This window comes from Kocuria sp. HMSC066H03 (genome assembly GCF_001812045.1).
GTDB classification, from domain to species: Bacteria; Actinomycetota; Actinomycetes; order Actinomycetales; family Micrococcaceae; genus Kocuria; species Kocuria rhizophila.
In genome coordinates this window covers 1-21,666 of the sequence record NZ_KV807505.1, presented here as the reverse complement: position 1 = coordinate 21,666, position 21,666 = coordinate 1, and the positions used below count along the sequence as shown (strand labels likewise).

Annotated in this window: 19 protein-coding genes and 1 riboswitch; of the genes, 8 read left to right on the top strand and 11 right to left on the bottom strand. The window is 71.8% G+C overall.

Features of this window, described 5'->3' with window-relative positions:
* Window positions 1-124: 124 nt before the first annotated feature.
* The 3 genes from HMPREF2833_RS02340 to HMPREF2833_RS12485 form a co-directional block, all read right to left on the bottom strand.
* Window positions 125-787 (bottom strand): flavin reductase family protein, encoded by a 663-nt coding sequence (locus tag HMPREF2833_RS02340; protein WP_019311019.1) that lies wholly within the window; start codon window positions 785-787, stop codon window positions 125-127.
* Window positions 788-1,059: 272 nt separating this feature from the next.
* Complete coding sequence (locus tag HMPREF2833_RS02335) at window positions 1,060-1,587, bottom strand: flavin reductase family protein (RefSeq protein WP_039101334.1); 528 nt, start codon at window positions 1,585-1,587, stop codon at window positions 1,060-1,062.
* 160 nt (window positions 1,588-1,747) lie between these two features.
* On the bottom strand, window positions 1,748-2,692 hold the full coding sequence (locus HMPREF2833_RS12485; protein WP_168165709.1) for an alpha-ketoglutarate-dependent dioxygenase AlkB family protein: 945 nt from the start codon (window positions 2,690-2,692) through the stop codon (window positions 1,748-1,750).
* Window positions 2,693-2,988: 296 nt separating this feature from the next.
* Here HMPREF2833_RS12485 and HMPREF2833_RS02320 point away from each other — a divergent pair, with 296 nt between their 5' ends.
* A complete protein-coding gene (locus HMPREF2833_RS02320) occupies window positions 2,989-3,966 on the top strand; it encodes an LLM class flavin-dependent oxidoreductase (protein ID WP_039101333.1) in 978 nt (325 codons plus the stop codon).
* 251 nt (window positions 3,967-4,217) lie between these two features.
* On the top strand, window positions 4,218-5,480 hold the full coding sequence (locus HMPREF2833_RS02315; RefSeq protein WP_070636593.1) for a low temperature requirement protein A: 1,263 nt from the start codon (window positions 4,218-4,220) through the stop codon (window positions 5,478-5,480).
* A gap of 27 nt (window positions 5,481-5,507) precedes the next feature.
* Here the strand turns inward: HMPREF2833_RS02315 and HMPREF2833_RS02310 are convergent, their stop codons facing one another.
* From HMPREF2833_RS02310 to HMPREF2833_RS02275, 8 genes are all read right to left on the bottom strand, one after another.
* Window positions 5,508-6,380 carry a prenyltransferase gene (locus HMPREF2833_RS02310; RefSeq protein ID WP_070636592.1) on the bottom strand — a complete coding sequence of 291 codons (873 nt, stop codon included), beginning with the start codon at window positions 6,378-6,380 and terminating at the stop codon, window positions 5,508-5,510.
* Window positions 6,370-6,732, bottom strand: coding sequence for a lycopene cyclase domain-containing protein (locus HMPREF2833_RS02305; RefSeq protein WP_070636591.1), 363 nt, complete (start codon window positions 6,730-6,732; stop codon window positions 6,370-6,372). Before HMPREF2833_RS02305 ends, HMPREF2833_RS02310 begins: the two co-directional genes overlap by 11 nt.
* Window positions 6,729-7,127, bottom strand: coding sequence for a lycopene cyclase domain-containing protein (locus HMPREF2833_RS02300; RefSeq protein ID WP_065118179.1), 399 nt, complete (start codon window positions 7,125-7,127; stop codon window positions 6,729-6,731). The genes HMPREF2833_RS02305 and HMPREF2833_RS02300 overlap by 4 nt, the downstream gene beginning before the upstream one ends.
* Entirely contained in the window at window positions 7,127-8,788 is a 1,662-nt protein-coding gene (gene crtI, locus HMPREF2833_RS02295) for a phytoene desaturase family protein (RefSeq protein ID WP_083310921.1), read from the bottom strand. The genes HMPREF2833_RS02300 and crtI overlap by 1 nt, the downstream gene beginning before the upstream one ends.
* Window positions 8,789-8,823: 35 nt before the next feature.
* Window positions 8,824-9,723, bottom strand: a complete 900-nt coding sequence (locus HMPREF2833_RS02290) for a phytoene/squalene synthase family protein (RefSeq protein WP_070636590.1) — start codon at window positions 9,721-9,723, stop codon at window positions 8,824-8,826.
* An 11-nt stretch (window positions 9,724-9,734) separates the two neighbouring features.
* Entirely contained in the window at window positions 9,735-10,895 is a 1,161-nt protein-coding gene (locus HMPREF2833_RS02285) for a polyprenyl synthetase family protein (RefSeq protein WP_059281473.1), read from the bottom strand.
* The gene (locus HMPREF2833_RS02280; protein ID WP_246829067.1) at window positions 10,892-11,413 is read right to left on the bottom strand and encodes a MarR family winged helix-turn-helix transcriptional regulator; all 522 of its coding nucleotides are present in this window, start codon (window positions 11,411-11,413) and stop codon (window positions 10,892-10,894) included. The genes HMPREF2833_RS02285 and HMPREF2833_RS02280 overlap by 4 nt, the downstream gene beginning before the upstream one ends.
* Before the next feature lie 101 nt (window positions 11,414-11,514).
* Window positions 11,515-12,384, bottom strand: coding sequence for a fructosamine kinase family protein (locus tag HMPREF2833_RS02275; protein WP_070636589.1), 870 nt, complete (start codon window positions 12,382-12,384; stop codon window positions 11,515-11,517).
* Window positions 12,385-12,691: 307 nt separating this feature from the next.
* On the opposite strand from HMPREF2833_RS02275, the gene HMPREF2833_RS02270 reads away from it, so the two are divergent.
* The 6 genes from HMPREF2833_RS02270 (at window position 12,692) to metE (ending at window position 21,087) form a co-directional block, all read left to right on the top strand.
* Complete coding sequence (locus HMPREF2833_RS02270; RefSeq protein ID WP_245190506.1) at window positions 12,692-13,615, top strand: carbohydrate ABC transporter permease; 924 nt, start codon at window positions 12,692-12,694, stop codon at window positions 13,613-13,615.
* Complete coding sequence (locus tag HMPREF2833_RS02265) at window positions 13,612-14,430, top strand: carbohydrate ABC transporter permease (protein ID WP_070636587.1); 819 nt, start codon at window positions 13,612-13,614, stop codon at window positions 14,428-14,430. Before HMPREF2833_RS02270 ends, HMPREF2833_RS02265 begins: the two co-directional genes overlap by 4 nt.
* Window positions 14,431-14,485: 55 nt before the next feature.
* Entirely contained in the window at window positions 14,486-15,787 is a 1,302-nt protein-coding gene (locus tag HMPREF2833_RS02260; protein WP_070636586.1) for an ABC transporter substrate-binding protein, read from the top strand.
* 155 nt (window positions 15,788-15,942) lie between these two features.
* Window positions 15,943-17,097 (top strand): ABC transporter ATP-binding protein, encoded by a 1,155-nt coding sequence (locus HMPREF2833_RS02255; protein WP_019311272.1) that lies wholly within the window; start codon window positions 15,943-15,945, stop codon window positions 17,095-17,097.
* A gap of 101 nt (window positions 17,098-17,198) precedes the next feature.
* A riboswitch (SAM riboswitch) is annotated at window positions 17,199-17,315 on the top strand.
* 43 nt (window positions 17,316-17,358) lie between these two features.
* On the top strand, window positions 17,359-18,456 hold the full coding sequence (locus HMPREF2833_RS02250; RefSeq protein WP_053069486.1) for a methylenetetrahydrofolate reductase: 1,098 nt from the start codon (window positions 17,359-17,361) through the stop codon (window positions 18,454-18,456).
* A 198-nt stretch (window positions 18,457-18,654) separates the two neighbouring features.
* Window positions 18,655-21,087, top strand: coding sequence for a 5-methyltetrahydropteroyltriglutamate--homocysteine S-methyltransferase (gene metE, locus HMPREF2833_RS02245; protein WP_070636585.1), 2,433 nt, complete (start codon window positions 18,655-18,657; stop codon window positions 21,085-21,087).
* Window positions 21,088-21,666 lie beyond the last annotated feature (579 nt).

Sequence of the window (21,666 nt, the reverse complement as noted above, 5' to 3'; positions counted from 1 at the left end):
CGCTGCGCCGACCACTTGCTTGCTTCGGAAACTAAATTACGCACACTTTGATGATGCGTCAATGTATGTTGCAGAAACATTCTGCGCGGGTCCCAGCAGGGGCCGCAGCACCTCCCCGGCCGGACTAGAGGTGCAGGTCCAGCACCGAGTTGTGGCTCAGGCCGTGGAACTGGCGCTGGTGGTACACCAGGGGGCTGCCGGAGCCCTCCTCGCCCAGGACGTCCACCACCGCGGCGTTGAACACCAGCGCGGGCCCGGCCTTGATGCGAGCCAGCGGAATGGCGCGCAGCACGCGGCGCACACCCGTGAGCCGGGGTTCACCTGTGGGCAGGGTCTCCCAGGCCATGTCCTCCCCGAAGCGGGGGGCACCGGAGATCGCGAAGGAACGGGCCAGCTCCACGTTGTCGGAGTCCAGGAAGTGGACGATGAACGAATCCGCGGTGGCCACCACCGCGGCGGAGCCGCGCTTGGCCTGCAGGGAGAACCCCAGGATGGGCGGGTCCGCGGAGATCGAGGACACCGAGGACGCCGTGAGGCCCACCGGGCCCTCCGGGCCGGCCACCGTGATGATGGCGATGCCCGCGGGGTGCTGGCCGAACGCGGACTTGAACCCCTCGGTGAGTCCGGGATCGCTCTGCAGCGCCTCCGTGGGGGCCACGAGATCCACGGCGTGCGCCGCCACGCTTTCAGCCTCCCGCCCCGTGGCGGGCACACCCTCCAACTCCGCCCCGCTCTGTGGTGTGGTGTCCTGGGGGGTTCTCTCGCTGACGCGCTCCGACATGATCATGGGTTCCTCTCCCGCGGTGCTCCGGGGTCGTCGGCCCGGCCCTCGTCTCTCCCTGCACCTCCGATCCTGCCAGGGACGGCCACCGCATGACACCGCCCGAGGGTCCACAGTCTGGGCCACACGGCGCAGAGCGGCGCCACCTTGGGGGACAGATTCGCACCTGCAACTCCGCCGTTCGCCCCACAGGTGCCACGCGCTCGGGGCCATTCCGTCCGCGCGCTGTCAAGGATCGGCCCGGGGCGGGCGGTCGGGGGACACTGCTCGGTTTCATGTCATCCGATGCTCTTGTACTCCCTGGCGTAGTGGATCAGGGGACGGTCCGTGGGACCGGCCCCCGCGCCGCGGCCCATCGCGGTGACCCTGCCCACCACCACCAGGTGCGTGGCCGCCGTGTGTACGGAGACGGTGTCCAGCTCGAACCAGCTCAGGCAGCCGTCGAGCACCGGGGTGCCCGTGCGCTCGGTGCGGTGGAACGGGACGGAGTCCAGCAGCCCGTCCACGGGATTGCCGGGACTCGCGAGCCAGTTGGCCACGGAGCGCTGACCCGAGGCCAGCAGGGACAGCGTCCACGTGCCGCTGCTCTCGACGGCCTCGCACATCCTGCCCATGTCGTACAGGCACACCAGCATGGTGGGCGGGTCGTAGGAGACGTCCGCGAAGGCCGTCACGGTGATCGCATGGTCCTTGCCCCGGTACCGGGAGCACACCACTCCCACTCCCGAGGCGTGCTCGGCGGCCAGGGTGCGGTACCGCTCCACCTGGGCCTCGGCGGGGTTCGGATCCACGGGTTCGCTCTGCATGGGCCCAGTGTGTCACCGCCACACACGACGCCGCCCGGCCCGGTCCACGCCGGGGACCGGCAACCGCGCGCGCCATCCCGCGTCGAGCTCGTCACGTCCGCGCGCAGCCGACCGTCCTGCGCCAGCCCTCGGTCTCCCCGACGACGGCGCCCGCGTCCCGTCACCTGCCGCCGCGGCCACCCGTCATGCGCAGCGTGATGTTCAGCCGCCCGCCGTTCTTGAGCCCCAGCTGTCGCCCACCGGTGCCCGGCAGCACCCTGGGCACGCCGTGGAACGCGTAACGAGACGGTCCGCCGAACACGAAGAGGTCCCCGGACCGCAGCTCCACGTCCTGGTACGGCGCCGTGCGGGTCTCGGTGTTGCCGAAGCGGAACACGCACGTGTCCCCGAGCGAGAGGGAGACGATGGGCGCCGCAGAGAACTCGTCCTTGTCCTGGTGCATGCCCATGTGGGCGGCGTCGTCGTAGAAGTTGACCAGCGCGGAGTCCGGGCGGTGCTCGCGCACCACCCGTTCGATGCCGTCGAAGGCCACGGGGTCCGGGGTGGACTCGGCCACCCGGTCCACGGGAGCCGTGCCGTTCGGCCCCCTGAGTCCGCCCGGTCGCGCGGCGGTGCCTTGTCCCGCCGCGCCGTTCGGCACTCTGAGTCCGCCCTGTTGCGCAGCGGCATCCTGCGCCGCAGGGGTCTCTGGTCTCGCCGTCGCGCCCCTCTCCGCAGCGGTGCCCGGATCTGCCGGGCCACCCGACCGAGCGCCTCGACCCGGCCCCGCGGCGTCGTCGTCCGTGCCCGGCGCATAGGCCTCCGCCACCGCGCGCGTGCCGAGCGCCATGAGCCACTCCGGCAGCTCGGGCAGGCGCGGGCCCGCGGCAGCGCCGTAGCGGTAAGGCTCACGCGTGCCCAGCATGACCGACTGCACGGACATCCGGCCCCCACCGGGCATGACCTGGTGCTTCATGGGAGCGGCTCGTACCCACTCCCGGCAGACCGTCACCAGCTCCTGCTGCTGCCCGTGGTCCAGCCAGTTGGGCAGGTGCACCGCACCGGGTGCCAGCACTCGGCGTGAGCGTGGGACGGTGAAGAGCTCCGCGACCTCGTAGTCGGACATGGCCCGAGCGTAGAGCCGCGCTCCGACACCCACACCCGAACTCCCCGACGACCTGCCGGGAAGATCACCGCTGACGAGCGCGGGGCGCTCGAGAGCACGGCTGGACCACGCGGCCAATCGGCGGCACGGCGGGGACGGCGCGGCGGTTCGTAGGCACTGCAGCCGCTCGGCGCCGCCACGGTGCGGCGCAGCGGCGCCACTGCACGGGCCGCACCCAGCCGCCCCGGCCCTGCGGAATACCACGCCCGCCCACCCCGTTATTTCCACAGCAAGTTTTCGTCTGGAAAGGATTCGGCATGGCCCTGCCCCTGTCCGTCATCGATTTCGCCACCGTGCGCAAAGACCAGTCCCTCGGGGAGAGCTTCGCGGACTCCGTGACCCTCGCCCAGCACGCCGAGAAGCTGGGCTACTCCCGCGTCTGGTACGCGGAGCACCACAACATGCCCACCATCGCATCCTCCGCCCCGGCCGTGCTGATCGCGCACGTGGCTGCCCACACGGAACGCATCCGGTTGGGCTCCGGCGGCGTGATGCTGCCCAACCACTCGCCCCTGACGATCGCCGAGCAGTTCGGCACCCTGGCGGAGCTGCACCCCGGACGCATCGACCTGGGACTGGGACGCGCCCCCGGCACGGACCCGCGCACCCTGCGGGCGCTGCGCCGCTCCCCGGAGGCCGCGGAGAACTTCCCGCAGGACGTCAAGGAGCTGCAGGGCTACCTGCGGGACGAGTCCATCATCCCGGGGGTGCGCGCGGTGCCGGGTGCGGGCACGAACGTACCCCTGACCATCCTCGGCTCGTCCCTGTTCGGCGCCCAGCTCGCGGCGGCCTACGGCCTGCCGTACGCGTTCGCCTCGCACTTCGCCCCGGACGCCCTGGTGGACGCCGTGGCCGCCTACCGCTCCCAGTTCCAGCCCTCCGAGCAGCTCGCGGAGCCTTACGTGATCGCCGCGGTGAACGTGATCGTCTCCGAGGACACGCAGGACGCCGCGCGCCAGCTCGAGGCCACTCAGCGCGGCCGGGTCAAGGCCATGGTGGGCCGCGGACGCGAGTTCACGGACGAGGAGATGGACATGGTCATGGCCTCCCCCGCCGCGTCCCAGGTGCTGCACATGCTCAGCTACATGGGGGTGGGCACCCCGGACACCGTGGTGGACTACCTGCACCGCTTCGCGGACCACGCGGACGCGGACGAGCTCATGGTCTCCCCGCTGTCCACGCGCCAGCCGGACGTCCTGCAGTCCATGGAGCTGCTCGCGCGGAACTGGTCCTGAACCCCGCGTCCAGGGGAGGCCGCCCGGCGAGCGCGTGAGAGCGGCGTCGTGCGCGGCGGGGCTCTGCGCGCACGACGCCGCCACCGCACGGCGCGACACCGCACCGCACCGCACCGCACCGCACCTCGAGGCATCGCATCACACCGCACGGCCCGGGGCCGCGCAGCCCCGACGACGCCGCTGCGCCGCCTTCCCCGCGTGCGGCACCGCTGATTCCCCGCCCGCCTGCGGGGCACCCTACGATGGCTCCCATGACCCACACCCCCGCGGGGACCACCCCCGCTCCCCACGGCCTGCGACGCATCACTGCCCGGGACCGCACCGAGTCCCACCGGGCCGCAACACCCCTGGAGCTGCTGTACGACCTCGTGTTCGTGGCGGCCTTCTCCCAGGCCGGTGTGGCGCTCGCGCACCAGGTGGAGACGGGCAACGTGGCGAGCGGGGTGCTTGCGTTCAGCGTGGCCATGTTCGCCGTGGTGTGGGCGTGGGTGGGCAACACGTGGTTCTCCTCCGCGTTCGACACCGACGACTGGCTGCAGCGGCTGTCCACCATGGTGCAGATGGCCGGTGTGGTGATCCTGGCCCTGGGGATCCCCCCGTTCTTCGAGTCCCTGCACGACGAGCACGTGCACAACGGACCCATGGTGGCCGGGTACATCGTGATGCGCCTGGGGCTGCTGGCGCAGTGGGTGCGCGTCTACCTCAGGGTTCCCGAGCACCGCCACCGCGCGGGCGTGGTGATCCTCTGGACCGTGGTGGCTCAGATCGGCTGGACCCTCACCGCCGTGTTCCCCACCACGTGGCCCGTGTTCGTGGGCGCCGGCCTGGTGCTGACGGGCTTCGAGCTCCTGGGCCATCTGCTCCCCGGTGGCAGCCAGCAGGCCCCGTGGCACCCCCACCACCTCGCGGAACGCTTCGGGCTCATCGCGATCATCACCCTGGGCGAGAGCATCGTGGGAACCATTGCCGCCCTGCAGACCGCCCTGCCCGAGGAGGGCGGCTGGACGCTGCAGCCCGTCCTGGTGGTCGCGGCCGGGCTCGGTCTCACGTTCGGCGTGTGGTGGAGCTACTTCGGTGTGGACTTCGGCAGGGCGCTCGCGGCCCGGCCGTCGGTGGCGGGGATCTTCACTATCCTGCACCTGGTGATCCTGGGCGCCATCGCCGCCATGGGCGCCGGTCTGCACGTGGCCGGCGCCGCACTGGCCCACCCGGAGGAGGCCTCCCCCGCACTCGCCGTGCTGTTCGTGGGGGTGCCGCTGCTGGTGTTCTACCTGGGCTTCTACGGGCTGTACACGGTGTTCGTGCCGGAGGCGGACCTGCGCCACATCGTGCTCATCCTGATCACGCTCGCGCTCGCCGCCACGGGCCCCCTGCTCGCGTGGTGGGGCGTGCCCATGGGCTGGTGCCTGCCGGTATTCGCGGCCGCCACGCTGCCCACGGTGGTGGGCTACGAGTGGTTCGGCCACGACCACCAGGAGCAGCAGCTCCGGCGCCTGGAGCGCCGCACGCGCTGACAGTCTGCACCACGCGGCGAGCGGTCCTCAGCCGCGGACCTGGGACCACCAGATCAGCAGCATGGTCACCAGGAATCCCGTGAGGTAGTTCAGCCACAGGAAGGTCCTCCACCCGGCATTCGCCCGCCCGGAGTCGGCGTCCGTGACACCACGGAAGCGCAGGGCGTTGAGCAGGTACGGCACCGCGAGCAGCACGGCCAGCTGACCGGGCCACTCGGTGCACAGCATCAGGATCCCGGCGAGCGCGTACAGCCCCGCGGAGAGCCACACGGTGGGGCGGGCGCCCAGCACGGTGGCCACGGAGGCCAGCCCGCCCTCACGGTCCGGAACCACGTCCTGCACCGCCCCGAACATCTGCGAGGCCATGCCCCACAGGAAGAACCCGGCCAGCAGGGCCCACAGCCCGCCGGTGAACTCGGCGCCCGCGAGCGTCAGCCCGTACACCGCGGGGGAGACGAAGTGCGTGGCGGAGGTCGCCGCGTCCAGGAACGGGCGCTCCTTGAACCGCAGCCCCGCCCACGAGTAGGCGACCACCGCGAACAGGGACACCGCGAGCACCGCCAGCGAAACCCAGTTGCCCGTGGCCAGGCCCCACCCCGCGAGCACCAGCACGAACGGCACCGGCAGCAGGCAGGACGCGAGCAGCACGGGCCGCTGCGCCGCCCGGTCCACCACCGCGCCCTCCACACCGCCCTTGCGGGGGTTGCGCAGGTCGGACTCGTAGTCGAAGACGTCGTTGATGCCGTACATCGCCAGGTTGTAAGGCACCAGGAAGAACACTGTGCCCAGCACCACGAGCCCCCACGGCAGCCCGCCGGTCAGCAGCACGGCCGCCGCGAACGGGTAGGCCGTGTTGACCCAGCTCAGGGGGCGCGAGGCCCAGAACAGCCTAGTGAGCACGTCCGCTCCCCTCCTCGGCACCACGAGCACCGGGGGACGAGGCCGCCCCCTCCCGTTCGCGGCCCAGCAGCAGCCACAGCGCGGGCAGCAGCAGTACACCCGCCACGGGGTAGGCGAAGTCCTCGAGCGGCGCGAGTCCGATCCGCACTCCGGAAATGTTCTGCTCCGTGTACGTCATGATCCCGGAGGCGATCATCACGTTGTCGAACACCGCCGTGAGGACCACGAGCAGCACCGCGGCCCCCGCGAGCGAAACCCAGAACAGTCGTCCCGGACGGCGCAGCAGCACCGCCACCGCGAGCACCACCACGGCGATCCCCAGGAAGATCGCGTTCACACCCCAGTACGTCATGAACGTTCTCCCGTCGGTGGTGTGCGGCTCGTCTCTGCCGCACGTGCCACGGCGTCCCCGGCGCTGGGGTGCCCCGCCGCGCGGGACCGCAGCCAGCGCCACAGCACGGGCGCGCCCAGCACGTAGACCATGGTCTGGTAGCCCAGGAACGCGAGGAAGAAGACCTCTTCCAGGGGCAGCTCGGGGGCCACGAAGATGCCCAGGGTCAGCGAGTTCTCGCCGTGCCAGAACAGGCCGTTGGCGATCCCCACGAGGTCCCAGGCCAGGAAGAACACCGTCCCCGCGAGCAGCACGAGCCACGCGCGCAGCGGGTTCCCGGACCAGAAGAACAGACCCCAGCGCCGGTCGAGCAGCGCGAAGCACCCCAGGAGCACGAGCAGAACGGCCAGGTACATCAGCGGCCCCCGTGTCCCCGGACCGCGTCCCGGACCACCTCGGAGGAGATCAGGCACATGGGCACGCCGATCCCCGGGCGCACCGAGGACCCCGCGTAGAAGAGGCCCGCGATCCCCGGGTCCGTGACACCCGGGCGGAACAGCGCCGACTGCCGCAGCGTGTGGCCCGGGCCCAGCATGGAACCGCGCCACGCGTTGAACTGCGCCTCGAAGTCCTCGGGGCCGTAGGTGCGGCGCACCACGATCCGCTCGGCAAGGTCCGGGATGTCCGCCCAGCGTGCGAGCTGCGCGATCGCGGCGTCCGCCACCCGCTCCACCTGCGGGGAACCGGGCTCGTCCACCTCGGGGGTGCGCACCCCGCCGCGGCCCCACTCCGGCACCGCCGGGGAGGGCACCAGGATGAACAGGTTCTCGTCCCCCTCCGGGGCGGTGCCCGGGTCCGTGGCCGACGTCATGGACACGTAGATCGAGGTCTGCTCCGCGAGCGGCGAGCCGTCCGCGATGCGCCCGAAGTTGTCGTCCCAGTCCGCGGTGAACAGCAGGTTGTGGTGCACGAGCTGCGGCAGCTTCCCCCGCACGCCCAGGCACACGAGCACCCCGGAGGGCCCGGGGTCACGGTGCGTCCACCGGGTCTCCGGCGCCCGGAAACGCTCCGGCAGCAGGCGGGTCTGCAGGTGGTGCAGGTCCGCGGCACCGATCACCACGTCCGCGGGGACCCTGACCTCGCCGACGCCGCCCGGCTCCCCCACGCGGTAGGTCACCCCGGTCACGGAGCCGGCCGAGCGGCGTCGTGCGCGGGCCGCACGCGCGAGGGACCGCGGCGAGGGTCGTGCGGACGAGACCTCGATGCCGCTGACCGCGGCACCGGTGACGATCTCCACCCCGGCCGCGCGCACGAGGCGTTCCATGGCGTCGACGAGCGCCGCGAACCCGCCCACGGGGTACTGCACCCCGTCGGTGAGGTCCAGGTGGCTCATGAGGTGGTACATCGCTGGGGCGGTGTCCGGGGAGGCGCCCAGGAACACGGCGGGGTAGCCCAGGATCTGGCGCTGCCGCGGGTCCCGGAACCGGGCCGCCACATAGCTCTTCATGGACGAGCTCAGCAGCCCGCCCAGCCGCGGCAGGTTGCGCAGCACCTCGGTGCGCGCGAGGTCCGTGGGGCGGGAGAAGTTGGTGTACAGGAAGTGCTTCTTGGCCAGCTCGTACACCTCCGCACCCGAGTCCAGGTACTCCCGCAGGGCCTCGGAGGAGCCGGGGTCGAGCTGCTCGAACAGCTCTTCCGCGTGCCCGGCGCGCACGTCCGTGGGCGGCTCGTCCAGGTGCTGCTCGAAGAACGTGCGGTAGCCGGGGTCCAGGCGGCGCAGGTCCAGCTGCTCGGCGGCGCTCGAGCCCATGAGCCGGAACCACCGGTCGATGACCTCGGGCATGAGGTACCAGCTGGGGCCGGTGTCGAACGTGAACCCCTCCGCGGACCAGCGCCCGGAGCGCCCACCCAGGGTGTCCCGCTGCTCCAGCAGGGTCACCCGGTGCCCGTCCCGGGCCAGCAGTCCCGCGGTGGCGAGCCCCGCGAACCCGCCACCGACCACGACCGTCCGCGGGGCACCCCCGCCGCCGTGAGCCGTGTGCGTGCTCGTGGTCTCGTTCGTGCTCGTCGTGGCCATGTGTGCTCCGCCCTGGTGCTCGTGGTCTTTCCGGTTCACGCCGTCACCTCCGTGTTCGACAGGGAACGCGCGGCGATCCGCAGCTTCACCGCGGTGGGCACGCTGATCCGGCGCCGCGTCAGCTCATGGGCGGGAACCCGCTCGATCCGGCGCGCGAGCTCCCCGAACAGCCCGTGGGCCATGGCCACCGCGCGGCGAGCGCGCCGGTCCAGGGCGAGGATGCCGGGCACGGCGGCGTCGAGGTCCGCGGTGAGGTCCGCGAGCAGCTCGGTCTTCTGCGCCTCGGTGAGGTGCTCGGGGTCCGCGCCGGGGAAGTACGTGCGCCCCAGCTGGTCGTGGTCCGCGCCAAGGTCCCGCAGGAAGTTGACCTTCTGGAACGCCGCGCCCAGCCGACGGGCGCAGTCCGTCAGCAGCTCGCGCTGGGCGGGGGTGTCCGCGAGGGTTCCGGGCATGTCCATGAACACGGCCAGGCACATCAGGCCCACCACCTCCGCGGAACCGTAGATGTAGGACTCCAACGAGGCGCCGTCGTGCTCCGCGACCTCCAGGTCCGCGCGCATCGAGGCGAAGAACGGGGCGATCAGCTCGCGCCCGAAGCCGTGGCGGCGGGCCACGTCCGCGAAGCCGTGGACCACCAGGTCCGTGGCGAACCCGGTGTCCAGTGCCCGGTCCACGGCCGCCTCGTAGTCGTCCAGCGCGGCGCGCACCTGCGCGGCGTCCAGGCCCGCGGCCCGGGCGGTGCCGTCCACCACCTCGTCCGCCACGCGCACGAGCGCGTAGATCCCGGCGATGTCCCGGCGCACCGGACCCGGCAGGGTGCGGCAGGCCAGGGAGAACGAGGTGGAGTACTCGCCGATCACCCGCCCGGAGGCCGTCAGGGCGGTGCCGGTGTACAGGCGCAGCGGCGCGAACGCCTGCGCGTCCGGAGCGGTCATGGGGGTCCTCACTACGAGTCTCGGTTCAGGACGTGGTGGCACAGGCTGTCTAGCTGGGCGCGTTCATCCTCCGGCAGGGCCAGCCCGTCCAGGAGCTCGCGGGCCTGCCCCACCAGGTCGGTGGCCAGCTCCACGGCGGCCTCCCGCGCACCCGACGCCGCCAGCGCCTCCCGCGCACGCTCCACCGTGGCGGTGCCCGACGCGAGCTGCCCGAGCACCCGGCGGGTCCGCGGGACCTGCATCCCGTGGGCCGTGAGCACGGTGGCCTTGCCCGAGCGCAGGTCCGCGTCCACGGACTTGCCCGTGACCTCCGGGTCCCCGAAGGTGCCCAGGACGTCGTCGACCACCTGGTAGCCCACGCCCAGCAGCGCACCCGCGCGGGCCAGCCGCTCCGCGTCCTCCGCCGCCGCGCCCGCGAGCAGGGCCCCCGCGCGCAACGGGGCCTCGAACGAGTACGTGGCCGTCTTGAGACGCTCCATGTCCAGGATGTCCTGCACGCCCGGGTGCCCCGCACCGAAGCGGCGCAGGGACAGCAGCAGATCGTCCAGCTCTCCGGCCGCCGAGGCGGTCACGGCCTCGAACACCACGTCCGCCACGGCGCGGGAACGCCGCGGATCCTCGGTGCACGTGGTGGCCAGTCGCAGCGCGCCCGAGAGCAGCAGGTCCCCGGCGAGGATCGCCGCGGACTCCCCCGCGTGCTCCGCCTCCTCCGGGCTCGCACCGGCCGCCACGGCGTCCCGGCGGAACAGCTCGCCCACCGTGGGGCGGCCCCGGCGGCGCCAGTCCCGGTCCACCACGTCGTCGTGCACCAGCAGCGCCGCGTGCAGCATCTCGAACGACGCCGCCAGCCGCACGCAGGACGCGTCCGGAACCTGCGCGGCGGCGCCCCCGCCGGAAACCCGGGCGAAGGAGCGCCACGCGATGAGCGTCAGGCGCGGGCGGATGAGCTTGCCGCCCGCCAGCTGCTCCCGGATCCGCTCCCACAGCAGCGGAAACCCCGGGCTGCAGGGCACGCGGTGGGCGGGCGATGCGAAGAAGTCCTCCAGCTCGCGCAGGACGGCGGCGCGGAAAGGGAGCCATGCGGCGTCGTGGCCGGAGGCGGTACGGGGACCTGCGGTCACGGGGGTGCCCCCCGCGGGGACCTCGGGAAGATCGCGCGCGGAGCCCGTCACGAGGATTCCTCCGCGTGGACCGGACACACGGGCCCACCCGCCGCGGCCGCTGCCGGGCGCCCGCACAGCTGCTCCAGGTGGTCCTCCATGCGGGTGACCATCCCCGTGAGGAACTGCAGCACCGCGCGGCGGCCGGGCTCATCGAGGGTCGCGAGCTCCTCCTCGACCATGGCGACCATGGGGGCGACCTGCGCGGCCACCTCTGCCGTGGAGCGCTCCACGGCCCGCACTGTCATGCGGCGGCGGTCCTCGAGATGGGGTTCACGCACCACGTGCCCCGCCCGGACCAGCCGGTCCACCATGGCCGTGGCCGATGCCGTGGTGATGTGCAGCGCCCGCGCCAGCTCCGTGGGGCCCATGGGGCGGCGCATCAGAAGGGCCATGGCCGAGAAGTCCGTCTCCTTCAGGCCCATGATCCGCTGCAGCTGGTGGTCGATCTCGTGGTTGAGCGTGATCACCCGGCGCAGAGCACGGGCCTCGGGCCCGGCGGCCAGCAACCCCGCGGCACTCTGCGCCATGCTCCACCTCGCGTCACCGATAACTAGACAATCTAGTAAGCATCATGCTGTACGGGCGGGAGCCGTGTCCAACGCCACGGGACCCGCCCGCGAGGCGGCACTCACCCCAGACGGCGCAGCGCGCTCATCACGGACGCCCCGTAGCCGCCACCGAAGCGGATCGCGTGGATGAGCAGCGGAGGCAGCTGGTACCACGGCACCCGCTCATGCCAGCCGTCCGCGAGGGGGTGGGCGTCGTCGTACGCGGCGAAGCACTCGCGGCCGAAGCCACCGAAGAGCTGCATCATGGCAAGGTCGTACTCGCGGTGGCCGTAGAACGAGGACGGGTCGATCAGCCAGTTGCCCCCGGAGGCGTCCACCACGCGGTTGCCGGCCCACAGGTCGCCGTGCAGCAGGCTCGGGGGCTCGGGCGGACCGGCCAGCTCGGCCGCCCGCGGAGCCAGCGACTCCAGCAGCGCCGACGCCGCCGGGTCCAGGTTCCCGGCGTCCACGGCCTGCCGCAGGAGGGGCTCGATGCGCCGCTCCAGCAGGAAGTCCGCCCAGTCGTCCGTGGGGGTGAGGTCCACCGGAACGGACCCGATGCGCTCCGGCAGCTCCGGGCCCAGCCAGCCCACGTGCGGAGCGGGAGCCGCATGGACCGCCGCGAGCCCTGTGCCGAAGCTGCGTTCGGTGGCCCGGTCCGGCGCCCCGTGCGCCTCCTCGATCCACTCCAGCGCCAGAGCCTCCTCCGACACGAAGCGCACGGCCGGAACACTGATCTCCTCGGGTGCCACCGCCCGCAGCTTCTCCAGGGCGGCGGCCTCCAGGGGAAGCACCCCGGGGGCCGGGTGGGGCATGGTCTTGGCGAAGACCGGGCCGTTGCCGGTCTCCAGCCGGAAGGCGTTGGCGCTGTCCCCGCCGCTCAGGCTGCGGGCACCGCTCACCCCCAGTGCGCTCACGAGGTCCCGGGGTAGCTGCTCCAGAAGTGCCATGGATCCTGTCTAGCACCTGCCACCGTCCCGCTGGGACCGGCCCCGCCCACCGCGCGGGGACCAGATCCACCCTCCCGCGGGCCGGGCCACCGTCTCGCACACCCTCGTGCCCGACGGCCGGAACGGGCGAGGGGCTCGCGGGGCCCGGCGCGGTGCTGCCGCGAACGTCGTGGCGACTAGCAGCGCCAGGTTGCCACCAGGCGAACTCGGAGTGACGGCTCACCCCCGGTGCTGTTTGCCGGCCCGTCACACCGGCCCTCCACGATGGTTACCTGTGAGTACATCCCTGCCCGCTGGTCGTGAAGCCGTGCCTTCCGCCAGCCGCCCTCATGCCACCGTTCGGCGCCGACGCCGCTGGAACGCCAAGCAAGCAGCCCTGGCGTTCGCACTGATCGTCCCGAACCTCCTGCTGCTGGCCGTGTTCACCTACCGGCCGCTGATCGACAACATCCGGTTGTCCTTCTACAGCTGGAACATCTCCTCGCCCAAGGCCACGTTCATCGGCCTGGACAACTACGTGGAGTGGTTCAAGGACCCCGTCAGCTGGCAGATCCTCTGGAACACCGTGGTGTTCACGGGGTTCGCCGTGGTGGGCTCCATGGTCCTGGGGCTCGCGCTCGCGCTGCTGCTGGACCAGAAGCTCAGGGCCCGCGGCTTCGTCCGCTCCTTCGTCTTCGCGCCGTACGTGATCTCCGGCGCGGCCGTGGGCGTGGCGTTCCAGTTCGTCTTCGACCCCAGCTACGGGCTGGTGCAGGACCTGCTGCGCCGGGTGGGCGTGGACTCGCCCAACTTCTACCAGGAGCCGGGCTGGGCCCTGTTCATGATCACGGTCACCTACGTGTGGAAGAACCTGGGCTACACCTTCGTGATCTACCTGGCCGCCCTGCAGGCACGGCGCACCGACCTGGACGAGGCCGCCGAGATCGACGGCACACCGGCCTGGCGCCGCTTCTGGCGGATCACGCTGCCCCAGCTGCGGCCCACCACGTTCTTCCTGTCCATCACCGTGCTGCTGAACTCGTTCCAGGTCTTCGACATCATCCAGGTCATGACCGGCGGCGGCCCCTTCGGCACGTCCACCACCACGATGGTCTACCAGGTCTACCAGGAGACGTTCGTCAACAACCGGGCGGGCTACGGCGCCGCGGTCGCCACCATCATGTTCCTGATCGTCCTGGTGATCACCGCCGTTCAGGTGCGCTTCCAAGAGCGGAGTGAGCAGTTCTCATGAAGATGTCCCGCATTCTCGGCTACCTGGCCATGGCGTTCGCCTTCGCGGTCGTGGCGGTCCCGGTGTACTTCATCATCATCACGTCGCTCAAGGAGCACTCGGACATCTACTCCGACCCCATCACGTGGTGGCCCAGCCCCTTAGCGCCGGAGAACTACCGCTACGTGTTCGAGACGGTCAACTTCGGCCAGTACCTGCGCAACTCGATCATCATCACCACGGTCCTGACCGTGATCGAGGTGGTGCTGGGCGTGCTCACTGCCTATGCCTTCGCGTTCCTCGAGTTCCCGGGGCGGAAGGTGCTGTTCCTGTTCGTCATCGCGTCCCTCATGGTGCCGAGCCAGATCACGATCATCTCCAACTACGCGCTCGTGGCGGAGCTGGGCTGGCGCGACACGTTCCAGGGCATCATCATCCCCCTGGCCGGGGTGGCCTTCGGGACGTTCCTCATGCGCAACCACTTCCTGAGCCTGCCCCGCGAGGTCATGGAGGCCGCGGAGATGGACGGCACCGGCTTCCTGCGCAAGCTGTTCCGCGTGGTGCTGCCCATGTCCTGGCCCACGCTGATCGCCTTCATCCTCATCACCGTGGTGACCGAGTGGAACCAGTACCTCTGGCCGTTCCTGATGTCCGACACGGATGCCGTGGCCCCGCTTCCCATCGGCCTCACCCAGCTGCAGAACAACGAGGGCCTGAGCAACTGGGGCCCGGTGATGGCCGGGACGGTCATCGCGACCGTCCCCATGATCATCGTGTTCATCCTGCTGCAGCGCCACATGATCAAGGGTCTGACGGCGGGCGCGGTCAAGGGCTGACCCTCCACACACCACCCTCCAGCACATCCACCACCTCCTGAAGGAAGAAGCACACATGGAACTCTCACGTCGCCACGCCCTCGGCCTGCTGGGCCTCGGAACCGCCGCCGTGGCCCTGTCCGGCTGCGCCGGCACCGGAGGCGGAAGCTCCTCCGGCGGACAGGAGGCCTCCGGCCCACTGCAGTTCTGGTCCAACCACCCTGCCAGCTCCAAGAGCCTGGAGCAGAAGCTCATCGACGCGTGGAACTCGGCCAACCCCGACACCCCGGCCGAGCTGATCGACGGCGGTGCCGACTACGAAGAGGTGGCGCAGAAGGTCAACGCGGCTCTCGCGGGCGGGGACCTCCCGGACGTGTTCGTGGCGTCGGACGTGAACTGGTTCAACTTCGCCCTGAACGAGGCCGTGACCCCGCTGGACGACCTGTGGCAGAAGGCCGGGATCGACTCCAGCACCTACGTGGACACGCTGCGCGAGGACTACAACTTCAACGACAAGCACTACTGCGCGCCGTACGCCCGCTCCACCTGCATCATGTACTTCAACAAGGACATGATGCAGAAGGCCGGTCTGCCCACGGACCGCGGGCCCCGCACGTGGGACGAGTTCGCCCAGTGGGCGCCCCAGCTGGTCAAGGCCAACGGCGGCAAACCGGCGCTGATCCTCCCGGACGGTGCCAACTACATGGACTGGTACTTCCAGGGCATGATCTGGACGTTCGGGGGTGCCTACTCCCGTGACTGGACCGCCACCTTCACCGAGGAGAACTCCATCAAGGCCGGCGAGTACCTCAAGAAGCACGTGGCGGAGGGGCACATCAAGATCGTCCAGGACGGCGCCAACGACTTCGGGATCGGCAGCGGTGCGACCCTGCTGGAGTCCACGGGCTCCCTGGGTGGCCTCAAGGAGGCCGCCACGTTCGACTTCTACACCACCTACCTGCCCGGCCCGAAGCCCGGCTGCGCCACCGGTGGCGCCGGCCTGGCGATCCCCAACGGCATCAGCGACGAGCGCAAGCTCACCGCCGCCAAGTTCATCGACTTCATGACGAACACCGACAACACGATCACGTTCACCCAGGCCACCGGCTACATGCCTGTGCGCAAGGACGCCATGGACAAGCCCGAGGAGAAGAAGTTCCTCGACGAGAACCCCAACGCCATGACCGCGATCAAGCAGCTGAACGAGAACACCCAGCCGCAGGACGCGGCCCGCGTGTTCGTCTCCGGCGGCGGTCAGCGGATCGGCGGCGCGCTGGACCGCATCACGTTCGGCGGCGAGGACGTCAAGACGGTCTTCCAGCAGCTGCAGGACGAGACCCAGAAGATCATCGACTCGGACATCAAGCCCAAGCTGTGATCCTCCGCGGGTGGCGGCCCCTCTCGGGGCCGCCATCCGGGGCCCGCCCCGAACGGCCCCCGCACCACTGAGCGCCACGGCGTGCCCGCAGCCGCCGTCACGCCGGAGCGCCGATTCCGTCCCCACCGTCACCATCCGAGAGCCTGAGGAGCACCATGGCCACCGTCGAGTACAAGCACGCATCCCGCATCTTCGACCCGGGCAAGCCCCCGGCGGTGTCCCAGCTCGATCTCAGCATCCGTGACGGTGAGCTCCTGGTCCTGGTGGGCCCCTCCGGCAGCGGCAAGTCCACGGCCATGCGGATGCTCGCCGGTCTCGAGCCCGTGGACGAGGGGGCCGTGTTCATCGACGGCCGCGACGTCACGGGCACCCGGGCCCGCGACCGGGACGTGGCCATGGTGTTCCAGTCCTACGCCCTGTACCCCAACATGACCGCGCGGCAGAACATGTCCTTCGCGCTGGAGAACGAGAAGCTGGACCGCGCCGAGATCGAGCAGCGGGTGGAGCGCGCCGCCGCCATGCTGGAGCTCGGGCCCCTCATGGACAAGCGTCCCGCGGCCATGTCCGGGGGCCAGCGGCAGCGTGTGGCCATGGGCCGCTCGATCGTGCGCAACCCCAAGGTGTGGTGCATGGACGAGCCGCTGTCCAACCTGGATGCCACGCTGCGCGTGTCCACCCGCGCCCAGATCGCGGACCTCCAGCGGGAGCTGGGGGTCACCACCATCTACGTGACCCACGACCAGGTCGAGGCCATGACCATGGGCGACCGCGTGGCCGTGCTGCGCGACGGACAGCTGCAGCAGGTGGCCGATCCGATCCACCTCTACGAGCACCCCGCGAACGTGTTCGTGGCCCGTTTCATCGGGTCGCCGGCCATGACGATCGTGCACGACGTCCCCGTCCGGGACGGCCACGCGGTCCTCGACGCCGCGAGCGGGCTGCGGGTGCCCGTGCCGGCCGAGTTCTCGGCGCACGTGCGGGACACCGTGACCGTGGGTGTCCGTCCGGAGTCGTGGGAGATCACGGGCGAGGGTGACGCGCCGGGGACCCCCGCTCTGCCCCTGCGGGTCCACCTGGTGGAGAAGCTCGGCTCCGAGGCGTTCATCCACTGCGTGCTGCCGGGCACCTCGGACCCCGGGACCGAGGACGCCCGCGCCATGCGGCTGGAGAAGGGCCGCGCGACCGTCCGCGTGGACAAGTTCCTGCAGATGGAGGCTGGATCCACGATCCACGTGCGGCCGAACGCCCGGGAGACGTGCTTCTTCGACCCCGCCTCCGGCGAGAACCTGGAGGTCGTGGTCGGGCGCTGAACACGCGTGTGTCCCCGGGGTCCGGCCCCGGGGACACGCCGTTCCGGGCCGTGCGCCTTCCACGGCGCGGGGCCCTCGTGCTACCGTCTCACCCACCAAAGGATCATGAGACCCGGCGAAAAGCTCTGGCTGGCCGGGCGGCAACCCTCCTGCTGTAGTGGGGTGCCCCAGATGACGATCCGGCCGCCGCGCAACCGCGTGGCTGGCAAGTACGGCGCACGGGGTCCACCTCCGGCGTCCTACCGCCGGAGGTTTTCTCAGATGCCCGTCACACCGCCGACCGCCCGCGCCGAGGACAGGCCGAAGCTCGTGGCCGCGCCCCGCGCCGCGGACCAGTCCGCTCCCGCGCCAGGCGGCCACCCCGCCGCCGCAGCCACTCCCGTGGCCCCCGCCGCCGGGACGACCTCCTCCGAACCGCCCGCGGGCACGTCCTGGCTGGTGCGCCGCCCCCGGCGCTCCACGCTCGTCTCCTTCGAGGTGTTCCCGCCCCGCCCCACCGCGGACCCGGACACCGTGTGGCGCAGCATCGACGCCATGGCCCAGGCCGGGCCCGACTTCTTCTCCGTCACGCACGGCCACTCGGGTGGTCGTGGTGTGTCCCGCGAGGCGCTGCGCCATCTGCGCCGCACCACCAGGACCCCCGTGATGGCCCACTTCACGTGCGGGGGCACCGACCGCGCGGGGCTGGAGCGTTCGGTGGAGCAGCTGCTGGACGACGGCGTCCGGGACCTCCTCGCGCTGCGCGGGGACCCGCCCCTGGGCGCCGGGCAGTGGCGGACCCCGCCCGGTGGGATCGGCCGGGCCTCGGAGCTGGTGCGGCTCATCCGGGACGTCGAGCGGCGTCGTTTCGGGGACGGGTTCCGCCCCGGGACTCGGCCGCTGTCCGTGTCGGTGGCGTGCTACCCGTCCCCCGCCCGGGGGCGTGACCCCGAGGCGGATCTCGCGTCCCTGTGGGAGAAGCAGGAGGCAGGGGCGGACTACGCGATCACGCAGGTGCTCTACGAGCCCGAGGACTACGCGTCGTTCCTGGAGCGGGCGCGCTCCGAGGGGATCCACATCCCGGTGGTCGCGGGTCTCATGCCCCTGACCAACCCGAAACGGTTGCAGCGGATGACGGAGATCACCGGAGTGCCCGTTCCCGAGCGGCTCACCCGGTTCCTCACCGCGGACTCCCCCGAGGAGCTGCGGCACCGGGGCACCGCGGCCACGCTGTCGCTGATCGACGACCTCCTGGACCTGGGCTGCGCCGGCTTCCACCTCTACACGTTCAACCGCCCGGACGCGGCGCTCACCATCCTGGAGCACCTGCGCGTGCGGGACGCGGCCCGCGAGTACCGGGGCCGCAGCCCCGCGGCCTGACCGTGCGGCGTCGTGCGCCCCGCCCACCGCGGAGCCGCACGCACGGCTCTGCCCACGCGCGCTGGAGCACGTGCCCCGGTACGCCCGCCGCACCAGTCACGCCCAGTGACCCCGTACAGCACCGTCGCCGGCCCACCCGCGACGCGGCTGCCTCACACCCTGTTCACGCCACCACACCAACCCTCGCGAGGAGAGATCATGACCGTCACGAATTCCACCCCCCTGCCCAGCGCCACGATCCTGGGCTACCCGCGCATCGGCCCGGACCGGGAACTCAAGCGGGCACTCGAGGCCCACTGGGCGGATCCCGCACGGCACCCGGCCCAGACCGTCCTGGACACCCTCGGCGACCTCCGGGAGCGCACGACCCTCAGGCTGCGCGAGCTGGGGCTCACGCAGGACTGCGCGGTGCCGTCCGAGGGCTTCGCCGTGGACCACGTCCTGGACACCGCACTCGCCCTGGGTGCCGTGCCGGCCCGGTTCCGGGCGGAGGGCCTCCTCCCCGCCGCGCCGGACACCGAGCGAGGGATCGAGCTGATCACGGCCCTGTCCCGGGGGACGGACGATCGGGAGCCGCTGGAGCTGACCAAGTGGTTCGACACCAACTACCACTACTACGTCCCCGAGCTCGATCCGGGCACCGCCCTGCGGGCGCACCCGGAGAGCCTGGTCTCCCGGTACAGGGACACCCAGCGGCGCACCGGCGTGCGGACCCGCCCCGTGCTGGTGGGCCCCGTGACCTTCCTGCTGCTCTCGCGCCCGGAAACCCCCGTGGCCCACGGCGCTCGGGTGGACCCCCTGGCCGGGCTCGACGACGTCCTGGCCCAGTACGTCTCGATCCTCAGCTCTCTGCACGCGGCCGGTGTGCCGTGGGTGCAGCTGGACGAACCCGCTCTCGCCGCGGACGGCTGGGGCGCGTCCCGCGAGCGGATCCTCTCCGCGGTGACCACCGCGTACACGCGGCTGACCGCCCTGTCCGACCACCCCTCGGTGCTGGTGACCGTGGGCTACGGGGACGCCGGCCAGGACGCCCACCTGGCGCTGGCCCGCACGGGCGTGGACGCCCTCGCCGTGGACCTCGACCGCGGGGACGTCCCCTCGGCCACCGCCCTCGAGGCGTGGGGAGAGCGTCCGGTGGTGGGCGGCGTCGTGGGCGGACGCACCGTGTGGCGCACGAACCTGGCGGGCGCCACGGACACCCTGGACCGGTTGCGTGCCGCGGCCCGCGGCCCCGTGGCGGTGGGCACGGCGACGCCGCTGCTGCACGTCCCGCACGACGTCACCCGGGAGACCGAACTGGACCCGGACGTGCGCAGCTGGGTGGCGTTCGCGGACCAGAAGGTGAGCGAGGTCGTCGAGCTGGCGCGCGGCGTCGAGCACGGCTGGAAGGAGATCAGCGAGGCCCTGGAGACCGACACCCGCATCCGCAAGGCCCGGGCCGCCCACCCCGCGACGCGCCGCCCCGAGATCCGCGAGCGCACCGCGGCCGTCTCCCCGGAGGACCGACGGCGCCCCTCAGCGGCTGAACGCCGGGCGGCGCAGCAGGAGCGGCTGAGGCTGCCGCTGCTGCCCACCACGACCATCGGCTCCTTCCCGCAGACCGCCGAGATCCGGGCGGCCCGCGCCGCCCACCGGGCGGGTCGCCTGGACGGCGCCGCCTACTGGGAGGCCATCCGGTCCGAGATCGCCCGCGCGGTGCGCGCCCAGGAGGAGCTGGGGCTGGACGTGCTGGTGCACGGAGAGGCGGAGCGCAACGACATGGTCCAGTACTTCGCGGAGTCCCTGGAGGGCTTCGCGACCACCCGCCACGGCTGGGTGCAGTCCTACGGCTCGCGGTGCACACGCCCGTCCATCCTGTTCGGGGACGTCTCCCGGCGCGTGCCCATCACCGTGGACTGGACGCGCTACGCGGCGTCGCTCACCGACCGTCCTGTGAAGGGCATGCTCACGGGTCCGGTCACGATTCTCGCGTGGTCCTTCGTGCGCGACGACGTCCCCGCGGCCGAGGTGGCCGATCAGGTGGCACTGGCGCTGCGGGACGAGATCACCGACCTCGAAGCCGCCGGTACCGCCGTGGTGCAGGTGGACGAGCCCGCCCTGCGGGAGCTGCTGCCGCTGCGCGAGACGGACCGCCCGGCCTACCTCGACTGGTCCGTAGGTGCGTTCCGGCTGGCCACCGGCGCTGCCGCCACCGACACGCAGATCCACACCCACCTCTGCTACTCCGAGTTCGAGACCGTGCTGGACGCAATCGAGGCTCTGGATGCAGATGTCACCACTCTGGAGGCCTCCCGCTCCGGCTCGGGCATCGTGGACGGGCTGGCCGCCGCGGACTTCCCGAGAGACGTGGGGCCCGGAGTGTGGGACATCCACTCCCCGCGCGTGCCCTCCTTCGAGGAGGTGGCTCGCAGGGTGCGCCATGCCGCCCACGCCATCGGCGCGGAGCGCGTGTGGGTCAACCCGGACTGCGGGCTGAAGACCCGTGGCTGGCCCGAGACGGAGGCAGCACTCGACCGTCTCGTGGCCGCCGCGGTGTCCGTGCGCACGGAGCTCGAGCGGGAGGACGACTCCCTGCGCGGACGCGCACATGCGTCAACGGGGACGCCAACGGGTGTGTTGGCCCGGGCGTGAGCCAGCCGCCGGCGTGACGGTGCGGGCGCGCAGCGACCAACGGGCTCGAGCCCACTCGTGACAGCACGGGTGGGCTCGAGCCCAGTGCGTGGGGTAGCGCCCGTGACGGGGCCGCCTCGTACCGCCCGGCCCCCAGGTCCGGGCGGGGCTGGTGCCGGGGGCTAGAGCTCAGAAGCTGGTGTCGGGCCGTATCGGCCCGGGGCCGGTGCGGGGGTCGTATCGGCCGTGGCCGGTGTGCAGGGGCGTATCGGCCATCCATGGAGGTGGGGCGTATCGGTCCGTGGCTGGTGTTGGTGTGCAGGTACCGCAGAGCTGGGGGCCCACATGCTGGGACCACCCTGCGGCGACTGGGACCAGGCGGGGTGAGGCGGACGCCAGTGTGTAGCGTTCCAGGGCTGACGCCGGGGTGAGGTCGGCGTGCTGGCCGGTTCGGGGTGGCCGGTGAGCGCGGGGTGCGGTGGTGGCGCGGGGATGCGTGGCCGGCCTCAAGCCGTTTGCCCACTCGGGGCCCGTGGGGAAGGGTGTACCCGGTTGGGGTGACCCCGGCCCCGGAGGCAGACCGCGCATTCCGAAAAGCGC

What these genes read in the sequence shown, in the direction of transcription:
- HMPREF2833_RS02320 (WP_039101333.1), top strand. Translation starts at nt 2,989, where the DNA reads ATGGCCCTGCCCCTGTCCGTCATCGATTTCGCCACCGTGCGCAAAGAC.
- HMPREF2833_RS02335 (WP_039101334.1), bottom strand. Translation starts at nt 1,587, where the DNA reads ATGCAGAGCGAACCCGTGGATCCGAACCCCGCCGAGGCCCAGGTGGAG.
- crtI (WP_083310921.1), bottom strand. Translation starts at nt 8,788, where the DNA reads ATGGCCACGACGAGCACGAACGAGACCACGAGCACGCACACGGCTCAC.
- metE (WP_070636585.1), top strand. Translation starts at nt 18,655, where the DNA reads ATGACCGTCACGAATTCCACCCCCCTGCCCAGCGCCACGATCCTGGGC.
- HMPREF2833_RS12485 (WP_168165709.1), bottom strand. Translation starts at nt 2,692, where the DNA reads ATGTCCGACTACGAGGTCGCGGAGCTCTTCACCGTCCCACGCTCACGC.
- HMPREF2833_RS02260 (WP_070636586.1), top strand. Translation starts at nt 14,486, where the DNA reads ATGGAACTCTCACGTCGCCACGCCCTCGGCCTGCTGGGCCTCGGAACC.
- HMPREF2833_RS02280 (WP_246829067.1), bottom strand. Translation starts at nt 11,413, where the DNA reads ATGGCGCAGAGTGCCGCGGGGTTGCTGGCCGCCGGGCCCGAGGCCCGT.
- HMPREF2833_RS02315 (WP_070636593.1), top strand. Translation starts at nt 4,218, where the DNA reads ATGACCCACACCCCCGCGGGGACCACCCCCGCTCCCCACGGCCTGCGA.
- HMPREF2833_RS02275 (WP_070636589.1), bottom strand. Translation starts at nt 12,384, where the DNA reads ATGGCACTTCTGGAGCAGCTACCCCGGGACCTCGTGAGCGCACTGGGG.
- HMPREF2833_RS02265 (WP_070636587.1), top strand. Translation starts at nt 13,612, where the DNA reads ATGAAGATGTCCCGCATTCTCGGCTACCTGGCCATGGCGTTCGCCTTC.
- HMPREF2833_RS02305 (WP_070636591.1), bottom strand. Translation starts at nt 6,732, where the DNA reads ATGACGTACTGGGGTGTGAACGCGATCTTCCTGGGGATCGCCGTGGTG.
- HMPREF2833_RS02255 (WP_019311272.1), top strand. Translation starts at nt 15,943, where the DNA reads ATGGCCACCGTCGAGTACAAGCACGCATCCCGCATCTTCGACCCGGGC.
- HMPREF2833_RS02340 (WP_019311019.1), bottom strand. Translation starts at nt 787, where the DNA reads ATGATCATGTCGGAGCGCGTCAGCGAGAGAACCCCCCAGGACACCACA.
- HMPREF2833_RS02250 (WP_053069486.1), top strand. Translation starts at nt 17,359, where the DNA reads ATGCCCGTCACACCGCCGACCGCCCGCGCCGAGGACAGGCCGAAGCTC.
- HMPREF2833_RS02290 (WP_070636590.1), bottom strand. Translation starts at nt 9,723, where the DNA reads ATGACCGCTCCGGACGCGCAGGCGTTCGCGCCGCTGCGCCTGTACACC.
- HMPREF2833_RS02300 (WP_065118179.1), bottom strand. Translation starts at nt 7,127, where the DNA reads ATGTACCTGGCCGTTCTGCTCGTGCTCCTGGGGTGCTTCGCGCTGCTC.